General features: G+C 69.7%; 16 protein-coding genes. 8 read left to right on the plus strand and 8 right to left on the minus strand.

The window, feature by feature from the left end; translation table 11 throughout:
* Nucleotides 1–61: 61 nt before the first annotated feature.
* From ACXKZF_RS06915 to lnt, 6 genes are all read left to right on the plus strand, one after another.
* Nucleotides 62–1,054: a helix-turn-helix transcriptional regulator gene (locus ACXKZF_RS06915; RefSeq protein ID WP_488985787.1), complete on the plus strand. Its 993-nt coding sequence runs from the start codon at nucleotides 62–64 to the stop codon at nucleotides 1,052–1,054.
* Complete coding sequence (locus ACXKZF_RS06920; protein ID WP_488985788.1) at nucleotides 1,051–2,028, plus strand: helix-turn-helix transcriptional regulator; 978 nt, start codon at nucleotides 1,051–1,053, stop codon at nucleotides 2,026–2,028. The genes ACXKZF_RS06915 and ACXKZF_RS06920 overlap by 4 nt, the downstream gene beginning before the upstream one ends.
* A 206-nt stretch (nucleotides 2,029–2,234) precedes the next feature.
* Nucleotides 2,235–2,489 carry a Sec-independent protein translocase subunit TatA gene (tatA, locus tag ACXKZF_RS06925; protein WP_055954996.1) on the plus strand — a complete coding sequence of 85 codons (255 nt, stop codon included), beginning with the start codon at nucleotides 2,235–2,237 and terminating at the stop codon, nucleotides 2,487–2,489.
* A gap of 63 nt (nucleotides 2,490–2,552) precedes the next feature.
* Entirely contained in the window at nucleotides 2,553–3,314 is a 762-nt protein-coding gene (tatC, locus tag ACXKZF_RS06930) for a twin-arginine translocase subunit TatC (RefSeq protein WP_055955430.1), read from the plus strand.
* Nucleotides 3,311–5,794 carry a DEAD/DEAH box helicase gene (locus tag ACXKZF_RS06935; protein ID WP_488985789.1) on the plus strand — a complete coding sequence of 828 codons (2,484 nt, stop codon included), beginning with the start codon at nucleotides 3,311–3,313 and terminating at the stop codon, nucleotides 5,792–5,794. The genes tatC and ACXKZF_RS06935 overlap by 4 nt, the downstream gene beginning before the upstream one ends.
* A complete protein-coding gene (gene lnt / locus ACXKZF_RS06940) occupies nucleotides 5,791–7,380 on the plus strand; it encodes an apolipoprotein N-acyltransferase (RefSeq protein ID WP_488985790.1) in 1,590 nt (529 codons plus the stop codon). The genes ACXKZF_RS06935 and lnt overlap by 4 nt, the downstream gene beginning before the upstream one ends.
* Nucleotides 7,381–7,395: 15 nt before the next feature.
* Here lnt and ACXKZF_RS06945 read toward each other — a convergent pair whose 3' ends face one another.
* From ACXKZF_RS06945 to ACXKZF_RS06960, 4 genes are all read right to left on the minus strand, one after another.
* Nucleotides 7,396–7,767, minus strand: coding sequence for an RNA polymerase-binding protein RbpA (locus ACXKZF_RS06945; RefSeq protein WP_055954986.1), 372 nt, complete (start codon nucleotides 7,765–7,767; stop codon nucleotides 7,396–7,398).
* Nucleotides 7,768–7,860: 93 nt separating this feature from the next.
* A complete protein-coding gene (locus tag ACXKZF_RS06950) occupies nucleotides 7,861–8,658 on the minus strand; it encodes a glycerophosphodiester phosphodiesterase family protein (protein WP_488985791.1) in 798 nt (265 codons plus the stop codon).
* On the minus strand, nucleotides 8,655–9,599 hold the full coding sequence (locus ACXKZF_RS06955) for an SPFH domain-containing protein (protein ID WP_055954980.1): 945 nt from the start codon (nucleotides 9,597–9,599) through the stop codon (nucleotides 8,655–8,657). The genes ACXKZF_RS06950 and ACXKZF_RS06955 overlap by 4 nt, the downstream gene beginning before the upstream one ends.
* Entirely contained in the window at nucleotides 9,596–10,087 is a 492-nt protein-coding gene (locus tag ACXKZF_RS06960; protein ID WP_055954978.1) for an NfeD family protein, read from the minus strand. Before ACXKZF_RS06960 ends, ACXKZF_RS06955 begins: the two co-directional genes overlap by 4 nt.
* 142 nt (nucleotides 10,088–10,229) lie before the next feature.
* On the opposite strand from ACXKZF_RS06960, the gene ACXKZF_RS06965 reads away from it, so the two are divergent.
* Both ACXKZF_RS06965 and ACXKZF_RS06970 read left to right on the plus strand, forming a co-directional pair.
* On the plus strand, nucleotides 10,230–10,994 hold the full coding sequence (locus ACXKZF_RS06965) for an SDR family oxidoreductase (protein ID WP_488985792.1): 765 nt from the start codon (nucleotides 10,230–10,232) through the stop codon (nucleotides 10,992–10,994).
* Between the two features lie 2 nt (nucleotides 10,995–10,996).
* Nucleotides 10,997–12,964: a S9 family peptidase gene (locus ACXKZF_RS06970; RefSeq protein ID WP_488985793.1), complete on the plus strand. Its 1,968-nt coding sequence runs from the start codon at nucleotides 10,997–10,999 to the stop codon at nucleotides 12,962–12,964.
* Nucleotides 12,965–13,010: 46 nt separating this feature from the next.
* Here the strand turns inward: ACXKZF_RS06970 and ACXKZF_RS06975 are convergent, their stop codons facing one another.
* The 4 genes from ACXKZF_RS06975 to ACXKZF_RS06990 all read right to left on the minus strand — a co-directional run bounded on the left by ACXKZF_RS06975 (nucleotide 13,011) and on the right by ACXKZF_RS06990 (nucleotide 16,228).
* On the minus strand, nucleotides 13,011–13,562 hold the full coding sequence (locus tag ACXKZF_RS06975; protein ID WP_488985794.1) for an HdeD family acid-resistance protein: 552 nt from the start codon (nucleotides 13,560–13,562) through the stop codon (nucleotides 13,011–13,013).
* Between the two features lie 84 nt (nucleotides 13,563–13,646).
* Entirely contained in the window at nucleotides 13,647–14,576 is a 930-nt protein-coding gene (locus ACXKZF_RS06980) for an AEC family transporter (protein WP_488985795.1), read from the minus strand.
* A 256-nt stretch (nucleotides 14,577–14,832) separates the two neighbouring features.
* Nucleotides 14,833–15,273, minus strand: a complete 441-nt coding sequence (locus tag ACXKZF_RS06985; protein ID WP_488985796.1) for a universal stress protein — start codon at nucleotides 15,271–15,273, stop codon at nucleotides 14,833–14,835.
* A 331-nt stretch (nucleotides 15,274–15,604) separates the two neighbouring features.
* Complete coding sequence (locus tag ACXKZF_RS06990) at nucleotides 15,605–16,228, minus strand: response regulator (RefSeq protein ID WP_488985797.1); 624 nt, start codon at nucleotides 16,226–16,228, stop codon at nucleotides 15,605–15,607.
* Between the last annotated feature and the right edge of the window lie 4 nt (nucleotides 16,229–16,232).

The raw sequence follows: 16,232 nt of genomic DNA on the forward strand, positions 1-16,232 counted from the left end.
CTCCCGCCCCGTCGACGCGCGCGTCGGCTACCGGGTTCGCCGCGCCGCCTAGGATGGGCGGGTGTCCGCCACCGCCTCCCGTAGTGCTCCCGAGGAGCGCTTGGTGAACCTCGTCGTCGCCCTCATGGCGACCGAGCAGGGCCTGACGAAGGACACGATCCTCTCCTCCGTCGCGGGCTACCGAGAGCAGCTCGAGGCGGGGGCGTCGAAGGACGCGCTCGAGAAGATGTTCGAGCGCGACAAAGAGAACCTGCGGGGGCTCGGCGTTCCGATCGAGACAATCGGCAACCGCACCGACCCCGATGACCTCCGCGAGGCGCGGTATCGCGTGCCGACCGCGGAGTACTCCCTCCCCGACGACATCTCGTTCAGCCCGGCCGAAGTGGCCCTGCTCAACATCGCCGGCAGCGTGTGGGGGAGCGAGTCGCTCTCGGTCGATGCGCGCAGCGGCCTGCGCAAGATCCGGGCCCTCGGCATCCCCGTCGACGAGCCGATCATCGGGTACGCGCCCCGCATCCGCGTGCGGGACGCCTCGTTCCCCGCGTTGCAGCGCGCAATCGAGCAGAGCCGTGTCGTGACCTTCACCTACCTGCGCCCCGGCGAGGCGCGTCCGCACGAGCGGCGTATCCGACCCCTGGCCCTGCTGGAGTACGAGGCGCGGTGGCATGTGTTCGGGTTCGACCTCAACATGGATGCCGACCGCACCTTCCTGCTGTCGCGCATCGTCGGCGACGTCACGGTGACGCGTGCCCTGTTCCCGGCCGCGCTCCGCGAGGGGGCGGGGGAGCGGGCGCTCGCGGGTCTGCGCCGTGTCGCCGACCGCCAGCGGGCGCTTCTCGAGGTACACCCGGGCACCGAGGCGGCTCTCCGCCTCGCCCGGCGGGCCGAGGCGGCGCCGCAGGGCATCGTCGTCCCCTACGTCGACCTCCACGTCTTCGCCGACGAGCTCGCCTCGTACGGACCCGAAGTGCGCGTGGTCGGGCCCGACGACCTGCGCGCCGAAGTGGTGCGCCGACTCCAGGCGACCCTGCACCTGCACGGGGGTGCCGCGTGAGCGCCGAGCGCCCCGTCGCCGCCCTCGACCGCGCTGCGCTGCTGCTGCAGCTCGTGCCGTATCTGCTCGGCAAGGGCGAGGTCTCGGTCGCCGAGGCGGCGGCGGACTTCGACGTGACTCCCGACGAGATGCGCGCGATGGTCGAGCGTCTCACCGTGATCGGCCTGCCCGGCCAGAGCGGCTACTGGCAGCTGCCCCACGACCTGTTCGACATCGACTGGGACCTGCTCGACCGCGACGACGTGATCGCGATCACCAACACGGTCGGCCTCGAACGCGCCCCGCGGCTCACCGCGCGCGAAGCGGCCGCCCTGCTCGCGGGGTTGCAGCTGGCGCGGAGTCTTCCCGGGTTGGGTGACAACGAACTCGTGACGGGTCTGCTCGGCAAGCTCGCCCGAGGTGCCGCCGCCGCCCCGCCCGCCGTCATCGTGGCCCCCGGTCCCGTCGACGGCGTGCGCGACGTCGTCGACCGCGCGCTCCGCGAACGCGTGGCCGTGACCTTCACCTACCGCGCCCCCGGGGCGGGTCCCACGACGCGCACGGTCGACCCGATCAAAGTGCATATCGCGAACGACCAGTGGTACCTGCAGGGCTGGTGCCACCTGCGCCAGGCCGTGCGCACGTTCCACCTCGACCGTGTGAGCGATGCCGCCCTCACCGACATCCCGGCCGTGCACGGCGGCGACGACGTGCCCGACCTGTTCGCGCCGTCGGACGACGAAGTCGTGGCGCGGCTGCGCTTCCCGCGGGCGGTCGCACCCCTGCTGGCCGACTACCTCGAGCGGGCCGAGATCGACGAGTCCGACGACGACACGTCGGTGGCATCCCTGCGTCTCGCCGACGAGCAGAGCCTGAAGCGTCTGGCCGCCCGCCGCGGCGGCGAGGTCGAGCTGCTCGAGCCGGCGGGCGCGCGGCGCGCCGCGGCGGAGTGGGCGGCGGCAGGCCTCGCGCAGTACGCCCCGGCGCAGCCCTGACCGGCCCCGTTCCGAACGGCCTCGCGCACTCCCGGCGGCGAGCCTCGCACCTCGTGACCGCCCCACGGTGGGCTGCGCGCGGGACGCTGCCGCGCAGTCCCGAGCCGGATCACGCGTGATCCGCCGCCCCCGTCCGCGCCTCCCGGCCCGGAGACAGGTGTGCGGGTTAGACTGAGATCAACGCCCGACGACGACGAGGAGTCACCATGTTCCAGGGTTTGACCGGATGGCACCTGCTGGTGGTCCTAGCCGTCATCCTGCTTCTGTTCGGCGCCGCCAAGCTCCCCGCGCTCGCGAAGAGCATGGGCCAGTCCGCTCGCGTGTTCAAGAGCGAGATGAAAGAGATGAAGCGAGACGACGAGATCTCCGCGTCGACCGCCGAGGCTCCGCGCCCCACCGATGCCGGCACGACCCCGACCGCGGCCCCTGAGCCGCGCAGGTCGAACGACCCCACCGTCTAACCGGTGGCGACGGCAGGACCGCCGCGGATCGACGTGCCCGAGGGGCCGCGGCGAGACAAGCGCATGTCGATCGGGGCGCACCTGGTCGAGCTGCGCAAGCGACTCATGTGGGCTGCTGCGGCGCTCGTGGTCGGCATGGTGGTCGCCTTCGTCATCACCGATCCGATCATCCACCTGATCACCGAGCCGATCCGCGTCATCGCGGAGCGCCGCGGCGACGACTTCTCGGCCCTCAATTTCACCTCGGTCACCTCGGCGTTCGACCTGCGCATGCGCATCGCGTTCTCGATCGGCATCTTCCTGTCGGCGCCGATCTGGCTGTGGCAGATCTGGGCGTTCATCATGCCCGGACTCACCCGCAAAGAGATCCGCTACACCGTCGGGTTCGTGGCATCCGCCGTGCCGTTGTTCTTCATCGGCTGCTGGGTCGGCCTGTTGATCGTGCCGCACGTGATCGAGCTCATGTGGGGCTTCACGCCCGAGGGCGGCGTCAACTTCTACAACGCCGTCGACTACTACGACTTCGTCTTCAAGCTCCTGATCGTGGTGGGCGTCTCGTTCGTGCTGCCGGTGTTCCTGGTCGCGCTGAACGTGGCGGGGGTGATGAGCGGCAAGGCGATCCTGAAGGGGTGGCGCGTCGCCATCCTCATCGCCACGATCTTCTCGGCCCTCGCCACCCCCGCCGCCGACGTGGTGAGCATGCTGATGCTCGCCGGCATCCTGGTCGTGCTGTTCTTCGCCGCCGCGGGACTGTCGATGCTGTTCGATCGCCGCAAGGCGCGCCGGGTCGCCGCAACGGAGATGGCGTCGGGGCCCACCGCGTGAGCGCGCCCAGTCCGGCCGAGCGCTTCGCTCGTGCCAGCGCCCGCTCCACGCACCCGCACACGGCGGACTTCGCCGAGATGCAGCGCTTCGAACTCGACGACTTCCAGATCGCCGGATGCCACGCCCTCGAAGACGGGCGGAGCGTGCTGGTGGCCGCCCCCACCGGTGCGGGCAAGACCATCGTCGGCGAGTTCGCCATCCACCTGGCCATGCTCGAGCCCGGCGACAAGGCGTTCTACACGACGCCCATCAAGGCGCTGTCGAACCAGAAGTTCCACGAGCTGCAAGAGGTGTACGGCGACGACGAGGTCGGCCTGCTCACCGGTGACACCAACATCAACGCCTCGGCGCGCATCGTGGTGATGACCACCGAAGTCCTTCGCAACATGCTCTACGCCGACTCGCCGGCGCTGCGAGGACTCCGCTTCGTCGTGATGGACGAGGTGCACTACCTCGCCGACCGCTTCCGTGGCGCGGTGTGGGAGGAAGTGATCATCCACCTCCCGCCGTCGGTGAAGCTCGTGTCGCTGTCGGCGACCGTGTCGAACGCCGAGGAGTTCGGCGATTGGCTCGACACCGTCCGGGGCGACACCGAGGTGATCGTGTCCGAGACGCGGCCCGTGCCCCTCGAGCAGCACGTGCTCGTGCGCGGCGATCTGCTGCCGCTGTTCGACGACCGCGCCGGGGTCGCCACGGCCCAGGTCAACCAAGAACTGCTGCGCATCCGCGGTGGAAATGCCGGGGGGTACGAGAACAACCGCCGCGCGCAGGAGTTCCGCTCCGCGCGTCACGCCGGCGGCCCCCGCCATGCGCACCAGCGGCGCGGCGGGCACAAGCCGATCCGCGCCTCGCAGGGCCCACGTATCGAGCGCATCGACCGTCCCGAAGTCGTCGAGCTGCTGCAGCGCAGCCACCTGCTGCCCGCCATCTTCTTCATCTTCAGCCGTGCCGGATGCGATGCTGCCGTGCAGCAACTGCGCCGCGCGAACGTGCGACTGACCTCGGCCGAGGAGCGCGTCGAGATCCGCCAGATCGTCGACGAGCTGACTTTCTCGCTGAAAGATGAGGATCTCGCGGTCCTGCACTTCTGGGAGTGGCGCGACAACCTCGAGCGGGGCATGGCCGCCCACCACGCCGGTCTCCTCCCGGCGTTCAAAGAGGTCGTCGAAGAGCTCTTCCGCCGCAAGCTCGTCAAGGTCGTCTTCGCCACCGAGACGCTCGCGCTCGGCATCAACATGCCCGCGCGCACCGTCGTGCTCGAGAAGCTCGAGAAGTTCAACGGCGAGGCGCGCGTCGCGATCACCTCGGGGGAGTACACCCAGCTCACCGGCCGTGCCGGTCGCCGCGGCATCGACGTCGAGGGCCACGCGGTCGTGCAGTTCACCGAGGGTCTCGACCCGCAGTCGGTCGCCGCCCTCGCGTCGCGTCGTACCTACCCCCTGAACTCCAGCTTCCGGCCGACCTACAACATGGCCGTCAACCTCATCGACCAGTTCGGGCGCGCCCGCGCCCGCGAGGTGCTCGAGTCGTCTTTCGCGCAATTCCAGGCCGACCGCTCGGTCGTGGGCCTCGCCCGCCAGGTGAAGGACGCCGAGGAGTCCCTCGCCGGTTACGAGCAGGCGATGACCTGCGACCGCGGCGATTTCCGCGAGTACTCCACGATCCGCCGCGAGCTCAGCGACCTCGAGAAGATCAATCGGCGGGATGCCACCGCGCCCCGCCGGCTGCGCGACGAGCGGCAGCAGCAGATCCAGTCGCTGCGAAAGCGCATGCAGCGGCATCCCTGCCAGTCGTGCCCCGACCGTGAGGCGCACGCGCGCTGGGCGGAGCGGTATTGGAAGCTCAAGCGGTCCACCGACAAGACCCGCCAGCAGATTGACCAGCGAACCGGCACCGTCGCGCGCGTGTTCGACCGCGTGGTCGAGGTGCTCGCGACGCTGGAGTACGTCCGCGTCGAGGACGACGGCGCGACCGTCCTGACCCCCGCGGGCCGAACGATGCGCCGCATCTACGGCGAGCGCGACCTGCTCGTCGCCGAATCGTTGCGACAGCGGCTGTGGGAGGGTCTCGACGCGCCCTCTCTCGCCGCTCTGGCGTGCTGCCTGGTGTACGAGCCCCGGCGCGATGAGGCGGGGCCGGGGGAGCGGGGGCTGCCGCGCGGTGCCTTCCGTGCAGCCCTGGATGCAACGCAGACCCTGTGGCAAGAGCTCGACGACCTGGAGCGCGACCACCGTCTCCCCGGGTCGGAGTCGCCCGCGTCGGGCCTCTCGCCCGCGATGCACGCCTGGGCGAAGGGGCTCCCGCTCGACAGCGTGCTGACACTCGCCGACATGGCGGCGGGCGACTTCGTGCGCTGGGCGAAGCAGACGATCGACCTGCTCGATCAGATCTCGCTCGTCGCCGACCCGCAGTTGGCGAAGACCGCCCGCACGGCGTTGGATTCCGTGCGCCGGGGCATCGTGGCGTACACGTCGGCATGAGCGCCGCCCCCCTGACGCCCGTGGACCGGGCCGACCGCGCCGCGCCTCTGCTGCGTCTGGCGTACGCCGCTCCGCTCTCGGTGGTGGCGGGGCTGCTCCTGGTGACGGCCTACCCCGCGCTGGCGTGGTGGGCGATGGCGGTGCCCGCGGTGGTCCTGGCGCTCGTCACCCTCATCGGCCGTCGATTCTGGTCCGCGGTGCTGGTCGGGTTGCTCTTCGGCGCCGCGTTCTTCTCGGTCAACCTGCTCTTCACGGCACGCTACCTCGGCCCCGTGCCGTGGATTGCCCTGTCGACGCTCGAGGCGCTGTTGACGGCGGTGTTCGCCGTGCCGATCGCGCTCGCCTACCGATGGATGCCGCGGATCGCCCCGGGCACGCTCGGGCGCCTCCTGCTGCTGCCGGCACTCGTCGCGGGCCTGTGGACGCTGCGGGAGCAGATCGTCGGCTCGTGGCCGTACAGCGGCTTCCCCTGGGGGCGCATCGGCGTCTCGCAGGTGAACGGCCCGTTCGCCGAGGTCGCCTCCTGGGTGGGCATGTCGGGACTGTCGTTCCTGGTCGTGCTGCTGTGCGCGATGGGGGTGGAACTCGTCCGGGTAGGGGGCCTTCGCCGTCTCGCGCGCGTCGTGCCTGCAGCCGTCGTCCTGGTGGTGCTCGTCGCCCTGCCGGCATTCCCGACGACGGCGGCGGGGTCGATGCGCGTGGGCGCCGTGCAGGGCAACGGGCCCGCGGGCTACTTCGACCAGCGGGCGCGCGGCGCTGTCTTGGACGCGCAGCTCGCGGCATCCGCCCCTCTTCTCGGGCAGGACATGGACGTGCTGCTCTGGCCGGAGGGCGGTGTGGACTCCGATCCCACCTCGAACCCGTCGACGGCGGCGGTGCTGCAGCAGCTGTCCCGGCGCGTCGAGGCGCCGCTGCTCATCTCGGCGGTGACCGAGCGAGGGTCGCAGTTGTTCAACTCCTCGTTGCTGTGGACGCCCGAGGGGCAGGCCGGGGCGACCTACGACAAGCGCAATCCGGTGCCGTTCGGGGAGTATGTGCCCGATCGCGCCTTCTGGGAGCCGTTCGCCCCCGACCTCATCGGACTCATCGGCCGCGAGTACACCCCGGGTACCGCGGCGCCGCTGATCGATGTGAACGGCATCGGCGTGGGGCTGGCGATCTGCTTCGACGTCATCTACGACGACGTCGTCTGGGACGGCGCCGCCGGTGGGGCCCAGGTGTACATGTTCCAGACGAACAACGCCGACTTCCGCGGGACGGATGAGAACCTTCAGCAGCTCGCCTTCGCTCGCATGCGCGCGATCGAGACCGGCCGGTCGGTGGTCAACCTGTCGACGGTCGGCACGAGCCAGGTCATCGCGCCCGACGGGTCGACTCTCGACGACCTGCCGATCGACACGGCGGGGCACATGCTCACCGACGTGCCGCTTCGCACCGGACTCACCCCCGCGGTGATCATCGGGCCCGCGGTGAAGATCGTCCTGGGATGGGGGAGTCTCGCCGGACTCGTGGTCGCCGGTGTTCTCGTGCTCGTTCGCGCCCGCGGCACGAGAAAGACGCCGACCCCCGAGGGGGCCGGCGTCTGAACTCGTCGGTCAGCGTCAGGCGCTGAGCTTCTCGCCACCCGCTCCGCGACGCGCGCGGACGAAGGCGAGGCGCTCCTCGAGCAGTTCTTCCAGCTCGGGGAGGGTGCGACGCTCGAGCAGCATGTCCCAGTGGGTACGTGCGGCCTTGTCGGCGCTGTGGTCGACGGTCGCCATGCCGTCACCGATGCGCAGCAGCGCCTCGGCGCCGCACGTGCGGCACTCCCAGGCGTCGGGAACCTCGGCGTCGGCGGCGAACGTCAGGACGGTGTCACGTCCACAGGTGCTGCAGTTGTAGGTGTGCTGAGCACGGTCGTGAAACACGACGCCATCTTCGCTTTGGAGGCTTTGGGCGCCGAGTCGGATGCCGCGGAGACTGCGGTCTGCCATTGTGTGGTCCTCTCGTCGGTCACCATGTATAACGCTTGCACCTGTGCGCTTTATTCGAACCCCGGGCGACGGCGAGGCTTTCACAGACGATGCTCAGACAGCTGTCGTTCCCCGCTCGTTCACCATCGCGACCGCGACGTCCGCGCGATCGGTGACGAGCCCGTCCACACCGAGGTCGAGCAGACGCCGCATGTCGACGTCGGTGTTGATCGTCCACACGTGCACCTCGACGCCCGCGGCGTGCGCGTCGCGGATCAGTCCGTCCGTCACGACGCGGACGGGGCCCTGTCGTTCGGGGATCTGGAGGGCGTCGAGGTCGGCGAGCAACCGGCGGACCCGGGTCTTCTGATGCAGCGCACGAGCGGCCACCAGCCTCGCCACGGTGGACGAGCCGGGGGAGGTCGCCGGCGGCAGGGCGGCTCCCGCCGCGGCGGCCGCCCGGAGGGCCGCGTGGCGACGTTCGTCGGAGAAGCTGGTCACCAGCACGCGGGCCGCATGCGGTGCGACGAGCCGGCCGACGTGCTCCGCCGCCGCGGCGGCCTTCACGTCGAGGTTGAAGCGCACCTCGGGGAACGCGTCGAGCGCCTGCGCGAGGGTGATGAGCCCACCGCGTTCGGACATGATCTCCTCCAGCTCATGCAGGCGGACGTCGGCGATGGACCGCGGGTCGTCGGCCACGCGGCGGAGGTCGTCGTCGTGGAACAGCACGACCTCCCCGTCGGCGGTGAGATGGCAGTCGGACTCGACGTAGGCGATACCCGCGGCGTGCGCCTCGGCGACCGCGGCGAAGGAGTTCTCGACGACGCCGTGCAGCGCGGCATCCGGAGTCACCAGTCCCCGGTGGGCGAGCACACGCGGGGCGTCGGGGGAGAGATACGGATGCCGCGTCATCGGGCGGGGGCGTCCTTCGGCGCGACGGCGGGTGGGTCGTCGATGCCGGTGCGCGAGGCGAAGGCGCCCGAGATGCCCTTCAGGGCCTCGGTGAACTCGCTCGGGATGATCCACAGCTTGCTGGAGGAGCTGTCGCTGATCTTCGGCAGGGTCTGCAGGTACTGGTAGGCGAGCAGCTTGTCGTCGGGGCGGCCCTCGTGGATTGCCGTGAACACCGAGTGGATGGCCTCGGCCTCTCCCTGCGCGCGCAGGACGGCGGCCTGCTTGTCGCCCTCGGCCTCGAGGATCGCGGCCTGACGCCGCCCCTCGGCCTCGAGGATCTGCGACTGCTTCGACCCCTCGGCGGTCAGGATCGCGGCACGGCGGTCGCGCTCGGCCCTCATCTGCTTCTCCATGGAGTCCTGGATCGAGTGCGGCGGATCGATCGCCTTCAACTCGACGCGTCCGACCCGGATGCCCCATTTCCCCGTCGCTTCGTCGAGGACGACCCGGAGCTGACCGTTGATGTTGTCGCGACTGGTGAGCGCCTGCTCGAGGTTGAGCCCGCCCACCACGTTGCGCAGCGTCGTGGTGGTCAGCTGTTCGACGGCGCCGAGGTAGTTGGCGATCTCGTAGGTCGCGGCGCGGGCGTCGGTGACTTGGAAGTACACCACCGTGTCGATCGAGACGACGAGGTTGTCTTCGGTGATGACCGGTTGGGGCGGGAACGACACCACCTGTTCGCGCATGTCGATGAGAGGGCGTACCCGGTCGACCAGCGGAACCACGAGGTTGAGGCCCGGCAGGAGGGTCTTGTGGTACTTGCCGAGCCGTTCGACCACACCCGCACGGGCCTGCGGGATGATGCGGACGGCGCGGGAGATCACGACGATGACGAAGACGGCCACCACGATCGCGAGGACCCACCCGATCGTCGTGGGGATGATGCTGTCGATGTTCATGTCGCGGCCTCCTGGTCGTGGGCGCGCTGCACGCTGGCGCGGACGACGGCGGTGGCACCGTCGATGCGGACGACCTCTATGCGCGTGGCGGGGTCGAGTCGGGTGTCGGCGTCGGCGCGTGCGGTCCACACGTCGCCGTTGACGAGCTTGACCTGCCCCGCGACCGACGGGGAAACCCGCGACAGTACGAGGCCCTCGAGGCCGACGAGGGCCTCGACGTTGAAGGAGCGGGTGTCGGCGCCGCGATGCAGGCGTCGCAGCAGGGGCGGTCGCAGGAAGGTGAGGAGAGCGCCGGCCGCGAGCGCGGCCACGATGACCTGTCCCCACAGGGGCGCCCCGAGAAGACCGGTCAGTAGCCCCGCGGCGCTGCCCACCGACAGCATCAGGAAGGTCAGCTCACCGGTGAGCATCTCGACGACCAGGAAGACCAGGATCAACACGAGCCAGCCGATCCAGGACCACGTGTCGATAGTGGAGAGAACGTCCATTTCGCACCTCCTGAGCCCGAACGTAGCACTCGCGGGAGAGGGTGAGGCCGGTTCTCGACCACCCCACAGACTGCGGTCGCCGCGGCCTTGAGCGGAGCGGTCGGTAGGCTGGTGAGTCGATCCCGATCGTCAGGAGTAATCCGTGTCCCAGACCCTTCCGTCCGGCTCGCTGAGCGGCAAGACCGCCCTCGTCACCGGCTCGTCGCGCGGTATCGGTGCCGACACCGTGCGCTACTTCGCCGAGGCCGGTGCGAACGTCGTCATCAACTTCCGCAACAAAGCGCCCCGTGCCGAGAAGCTCGCGACGCAGCTGCGCGAGCTCGGTGTCGAAGCCCTCGTCGTGGGGGCCGACCTCACCGACCCCGCGTCGGTGCGGGCGATGTTCGACGAGGTGGAGCGCACCTTCGGCGGTCTCGACATCCTCGTTCTCAACGCCTCGGGTGGCATGGAGTCGGGCATGGCCGAGGACTACGCCCTGCTGCTCAACCGCGACGCGCAGGTGAACGTGCTCGAGACGGCCCTGCCGCTGCTGAAGGACGATGGGCGCGTCGTGTTCGTCACCAGCCACCAGGCGCACTTCATCCGCACCACCCCGACCATGCCCGAGTACGAGCCCGTCGCCCTGTCCAAGCGCGCCGGAGAAGACGCGTTGCGCGAGAAGATCCCCGCCCTCGAGGAGCGCGGCATCGGGTTCACCGTCGTCTCGGGCGACATGATCGAGGGCACGATCACGGCGACGCTGCTCGAGCGCGCCAACCCCGGGGCGATCGCCGCACGCCGCGGCGATGCCGGCAAGCTGTACAACGTGTCGGAGTTCGCCGCCGAGGTCGCCCGGGCCGCGGTCGACCCCGTGCCCGCCGACAACACCCGACTCGTCGGAGACACGGATTCGTTCGGAGGCGAGTGAGCATGCGCGCGCCCGACATCGAGACGCTCGTCACGGTCGGTCGGCCGGCGATCTCGCCCGACGGCTCCTTCGCCGTCTTCGCGACCTCCCGCCCCGACCTCGTCGCCGACCGCTCGGTAGGGCAGTTGTGGCGGGTCGACCTGCCCGACGGATCGCCACGGCGGATCACCCGCGGGGTGGCCGACCGCTCCCCGGCGCTCTCTCCCGACGGCTCCACGGTCGCGTTCCTCCGCGCGGATGCGAAGAGCCGGGCGCAGCTGTTCGTCGTGGCCGCCGGTGGGGGTGAGCCGGTGCAGGTGACCGACCTCCCCGGCGGTGTCACCGACCTCTCCTGGTCGCCCGACGGTACGCGTCTCGCGTTCGCCGCGCGCGTGCCCGAGCCGGGCCGCTACGGCACCGTGGAGGGGCGCGATGCCGCGGCCGAGCCGCCGCGTCGCATCACCGGCGTGCGCTGGCACGCGAACGGCCTCGGGTACCTCGATCGGCCCACCCAGCTGTTCGTCGTCGACGCGCCGTCGACCGGGGCGGAGCCCTTCTATCCACCGGCGCCCGCCCTCGACGACCCCGAGAAGCGCGTCGTCGCCGCCGAGCCCACCCAGCTCACCGAGGGCGACACGGGGTGGAGCGGCGTCGCCTGGACGGCCGACGGATCCGAGCTGCTCAGCGTCCCCAATGTGATCGAGGACGACCGTCGCGACCTGCGCGACCGACTGGTCGCCGTGACGATCGACGGGGGAGCGCAGCGCGAGGTGCTGAGCGAAGACCTGTCGATCTCCGAGGTCGCTGTCGCTCCCGACGGGGCCGTGTTCGTCCTCGCGAACGACGTCGGCTCCGAGGGCACCGATTTCGTCGCTCCCGGCGTCGCCCTGTTCGCGCTCGAGTCCGAGGGACCGCGGCGCCTCACCGACGCCGAGACGATCGACCTGGGCGAGGTCGGCAGCCACATCTCCTTCGACGGCGACGACGTCCTCGTGCAGGACCGCACCCGGGGACGCCTGCGCCTGCTGCGCGTCACGCGCGGGGGAGCGGTGACCGAGGTCCTCGGCGGCGACCTCGAGGTGAACGGCCATGCCGTCGCGCGCGGGCGGGTCGTGGCATCCGTCGCCTCGTCTGAGTCGTTCGGCGAGCTCATCCTCGTCGAGGGCGGCGCGGCGCGGACCCTCACCGACTTCGGTGCTGCGGTGCGCGAGCGGGCTATCGTCCAGCCCGTCGAGCACGAGATCCCCGGCCGCGACGGCTACCCGGTTCACGGCTGGGTGGCCGTGCCCGAGGGCGAAGGACCGTTCCCCGTGATCCTCCAGATCCACGGGGGGCCGTACGCCTCGTACGGCGTGCACGTCTTCGACGAGACGCAGGTGCTCGTCGACGCGGGCTACGCGGTCGTCTACAGCAATCCCCGCGGCAGCGCCGGGTACGGGCGCGAACACGGTCGCTCCATCCGCCGCCGGATGGGCACGCTCGACTACTTCGACGTCATGGACTTCTTCGACGGCGTGGTCGCGGCCGACCCGCGCCTCGACGGCGAACGGGCGGGCGTGATGGGCGGATCGTATGGCGGGTACATGACCGCCTGGGTCATCGCGCACGACCACCGCTTCGCGGGCGCCATCGTCGAGCGCGGCTTCCTCGACCCGACCGCCTTCCCGGGCTCGAGCGACATCGGATCGTTCTTCGGGCAGGAGTACGTCGGCACCGATCCCGAGCAGGTCGCGGCGCAGAGTCCGATGGCGGTGGTCGGTCAGGTCACGACGCCGACGCTGGTGCTGCACTCGGAGCTCGACTTCCGCTGCCCGCTCGAGCAGGCCACGCGTTACTACGCGGCGCTGAAGGCGCAGGGGACGGAGGCCGAGATGCTCATCTTCCCTGGAGAGGATCACGAGCTCACCCGCGCCGGCCGTCCGCAGCACCGGGTGCAGCGTTTCGACGCGGTCCTCGAGTGGTGGAGTCGATACCTCCCGGCCGAGGGATGAGAGGAGGGCCCGGATGCCATGGCATCCGGGCCCTTCTCGTTCGGGGTCAGACCGCCTTGCCGAACTGGATCGCGCGGACGATCTGGAAGACGCCCAGGATCACCAGCGAGATGCCGATGAGCAGGAACAGGGTGACCGCGCCCAGCAGAGGCGAGAAGAGCAGCACGATTCCGGCCAGGATGCTGACGATGGCGAAGAAGATCGTCCAGGCCCGTGCCTTCGAACCGTGTCCGACGGTGGTGAGCGAGACGACGCCCTCGACGATCCACAGGATCCCGACGAGGGTGCCGATGAAGACGCCGAACCAGGCGGTCGTGGCCGAGAGGTTCGCGAACGAGAAGATGCCCGCGACGATGAACAGCACACCGAGCGCGAGGTATCCCAGGCGCGACCAACCGGAGCGCCAGAACAGGCCGATCGCGATGTTCACGAGGCCCGCGATGATGACGTAGACCGAAAGGATCCCGACGGCCACCTCGGCGGTACGGCCCGGCCAGACGAGGATCAGGATGCCGACGACGAGCGACAGGACGCCGCTGACACCGAGCGCGGTGCGCACGGCCCCGATGGCGGGGTTGGACGTGGTGGCGGAAGACATGGCGAGCCTTTCTGAGTGAAAGCTGAGAACAGGTCTCACCCTAGACCTGGGAGTCCGACCGGGCGAGCCCCCGGTCGCTCCGTGTCACGCGGGGGCGTGCGGGAGCAGCAGGGCCACCGTGAAAAGCACGGGCAGACACCCCAGCGTCGAGATGAAGACGACATCGCGCGAGAGGATCTCGCCCACTCCGTACCGCTGCGCGAAGTTGAACACGTTCTGCGCCGTCGGCAGCGCCGCCAGCACCACGACGATGAAGATCTGGTCGTCGGGCAGACCGAACAGCGTCGCGACTCCCCACGCCAGGGCCGGCATGACCAGGAGCTTCAGTACCGACCCGATGACCACGTCGACGCGGCGGCCGGGTTCGGTGAGCACCCGTTGCCCGTAGAGCGACATGCCGTACGACATCAGCAGCACCGGCACGCAGGCGCCCGCGATGAGATGCAGCGGATCGAAGACGATCGGCGGCAGGTCGACACCGGTGAGCGCGACGACTACGCCCAGGGCGGAGGCGATGAGCATCGGGTTCTTCGCCGTCTGCAGCAGGATGCGCCCGATGTTGCGGGAGCCGGAGGTCACGGCATCCAGGATCGACAGCGCGATCGGCATCAGCACGAGCAACTGGAACAGGATGACGGGAGCGGAGTACGCCGCGTTGCCGAGCATGTACAGCGAGATCGGGATGCCGATGTTGTTGCTGTTCACCTGTCCCGCCGACAACGCACTGATGACGGTCTCTCCCGCGGGGCGGCGCAGGATCAGCGTCGAGATGAGCACCGAGACACTGATGATGACCGCGGCCGCGATCATCGACACCGGCAGCAGGGCGGAGAACAACGTCGCGACGTCGGCGCGCGCCAGCACGGTGAAGAGCAGGAACGGCGACAGGACGTAGAACGTGAGCCGGCTCAGCACGTGTCGGGCGTGAGGGCCGAGGAGGTCGATGCGCGCGATCACGTAGCCGACGACGACGGCGAGACCGACGACCGCGAAGCCGGTGAGGACGCCCGTCACGCGCGGACCCCTCGAGGGGTGCGGGCGCGTGGGGGAGGCATCCCCTCGAGCGTAGCGGGGGAGTGCGGCGGCCCCGGACCGGTCGGGGAGGGGGGCTTCGCTTCGACCGCGTGTCCAGACCGTCGGGTCGGGTGCGCATGAGGCCGGGAGGGGTGCGCAAGCCCGGCGCACGCCTCTCCCGCACCCCTCGGATGCCGCTCACGGGATCCTCCGCGGCGGGTGGGCCGGTGGAGGCAGGTGAAGGAGCCCCGTCGAGTCAGGTCCAGCGATCATTCGCGTGGACGATGGCGACAGGGCATGCAGCGTGTGCGACGCACGCGGCGCTGACGGAGCCGAGGAGGAGACTCGCGAAGCCCCCACGTCCACGGTTTCCGAGGACGAGCATGCGGCTCGATGCGCTGATGTGGATGAGTGCGGGGGAGGGCGGTCCTTCGAGTACTTCACGGGTCAGACGCGCGGGTGGAGCGTTGCCGAAAGCATCTTTGATGGAGTCCGTCAGGGCGATGCCTGCGTCCTCTTCCGGGTCCCAGATCGTGACGGTGGAGTACTCGGAGAATGGGGGGTACGACCACGTCGTGACAGCGTGGAGCGGGGCATCGAGTGCGTCAGCAAGATGTGCTGCCAGTCGGAGTGCGGCGACCGCTGGTGGGGAAGCGTCCACGCCGACGACGATGCTCTTTCCGTTGTCCCCGTTCATGAGGCCTCCTGGCTGTGGTGATCTATCTCTGAGATGCAAGGGGGAACGACGCCGAGCCTGGCGTCGATGTGTCGCACCCCACGGGCGTTCGCGTACCGAGCCCGAATCGTTGACGTGGTCCGTGGGGTGCGTGCTGACGATGCTAGAACCGGCGGACGCCGTCGTCCGGGACCTTGGTCCCCTTCCGCTTGCTCGGAATCGGAGTCCCACCTGCGCAGGTCGGCCGCTCGCATGTGGGAGGAAAGGACGATCGAGACGGAGGGCCATCCGATTCCGACGCTGGATGCGACAGCACCGATGAGACGGAATCAGGGTCGCTCGTCCCCATTCGTCACCGCATGTGATCGTGTCGGAACAGGGCAGCTTGGGTACGCGAGGTCATCCCGAGTTTCGACAGAAGAGACGACACGTAGTTCTTGACGGTCTTCTCGGCCAGACTCAGGTTCCGCCCGATCTCACGGTTGGTCAGACCGTCGGCGATGCCGTCCAGGACTTGCCGCTCGCGTATCCCCAGGGCACCGATTCGCGGATCTTCGCGCTCCCGGAGCTCCACCTCGTGAAATCGCGCGACGGGGGTTGCTGTCAGCAGCACTCTTCCTGCGCTGACCGCGTTGATGTCTTCGATGAGTCGATTACCCGTCACCGTTTTCAGTGTGTATGCGGCTACGCCGGCCAGAATTGCGGCCTGGACGGAGGTGTCGTCATCGAAGGCGGTGAGGATGATGCACGGGATACCGGTACGGGACCGGATCTCCCGGCAGAGGTCTATGCCGTTTCCGTCGGGTAGCTGCAGGTCCACAACCGCAACGTCCGGGCGGCAGGCCTCAATTCGGCCGATTGCCTGATGAGCTGTCGCAGCCTCACCGACGACCGTCATACCGGGGGCGCGGTCGATGAGCCCTCCGAGGCCACGTCGCACGAGCTCATGGTCATCGACCAAGAAGACTCCGATCATTTCT

This window comes from Microbacterium sp. ABR10, assembly GCF_057812175.1.

Bases quoted from the DNA above. Each gene is read 5' to 3' on its own strand.
- tatA (WP_055954996.1), top strand. From the start codon at position 2,235: ATGTTCCAGGGTTTGACCGGATGGCACCTGCTGGTGGTCCTAGCCGTC.
- tatC (WP_055955430.1), top strand. From the start codon at position 2,553: ATGTCGATCGGGGCGCACCTGGTCGAGCTGCGCAAGCGACTCATGTGG.
- lnt (WP_488985790.1), top strand. From the start codon at position 5,791: ATGAGCGCCGCCCCCCTGACGCCCGTGGACCGGGCCGACCGCGCCGCG.
- ACXKZF_RS06945 (WP_055954986.1), bottom strand. From the start codon at position 7,767: ATGGCAGACCGCAGTCTCCGCGGCATCCGACTCGGCGCCCAAAGCCTC.
- ACXKZF_RS06950 (WP_488985791.1), bottom strand. From the start codon at position 8,658: ATGACGCGGCATCCGTATCTCTCCCCCGACGCCCCGCGTGTGCTCGCC.
- ACXKZF_RS06955 (WP_055954980.1), bottom strand. From the start codon at position 9,599: ATGAACATCGACAGCATCATCCCCACGACGATCGGGTGGGTCCTCGCG.
- ACXKZF_RS06960 (WP_055954978.1), bottom strand. From the start codon at position 10,087: ATGGACGTTCTCTCCACTATCGACACGTGGTCCTGGATCGGCTGGCTC.
- ACXKZF_RS06970 (WP_488985793.1), top strand. From the start codon at position 10,997: ATGCGCGCGCCCGACATCGAGACGCTCGTCACGGTCGGTCGGCCGGCG.
- ACXKZF_RS06975 (WP_488985794.1), bottom strand. From the start codon at position 13,562: ATGTCTTCCGCCACCACGTCCAACCCCGCCATCGGGGCCGTGCGCACC.
- ACXKZF_RS06985 (WP_488985796.1), bottom strand. From the start codon at position 15,273: ATGAACGGGGACAACGGAAAGAGCATCGTCGTCGGCGTGGACGCTTCC.
- ACXKZF_RS06990 (WP_488985797.1), bottom strand. From the start codon at position 16,228: ATGATCGGAGTCTTCTTGGTCGATGACCATGAGCTCGTGCGACGTGGC.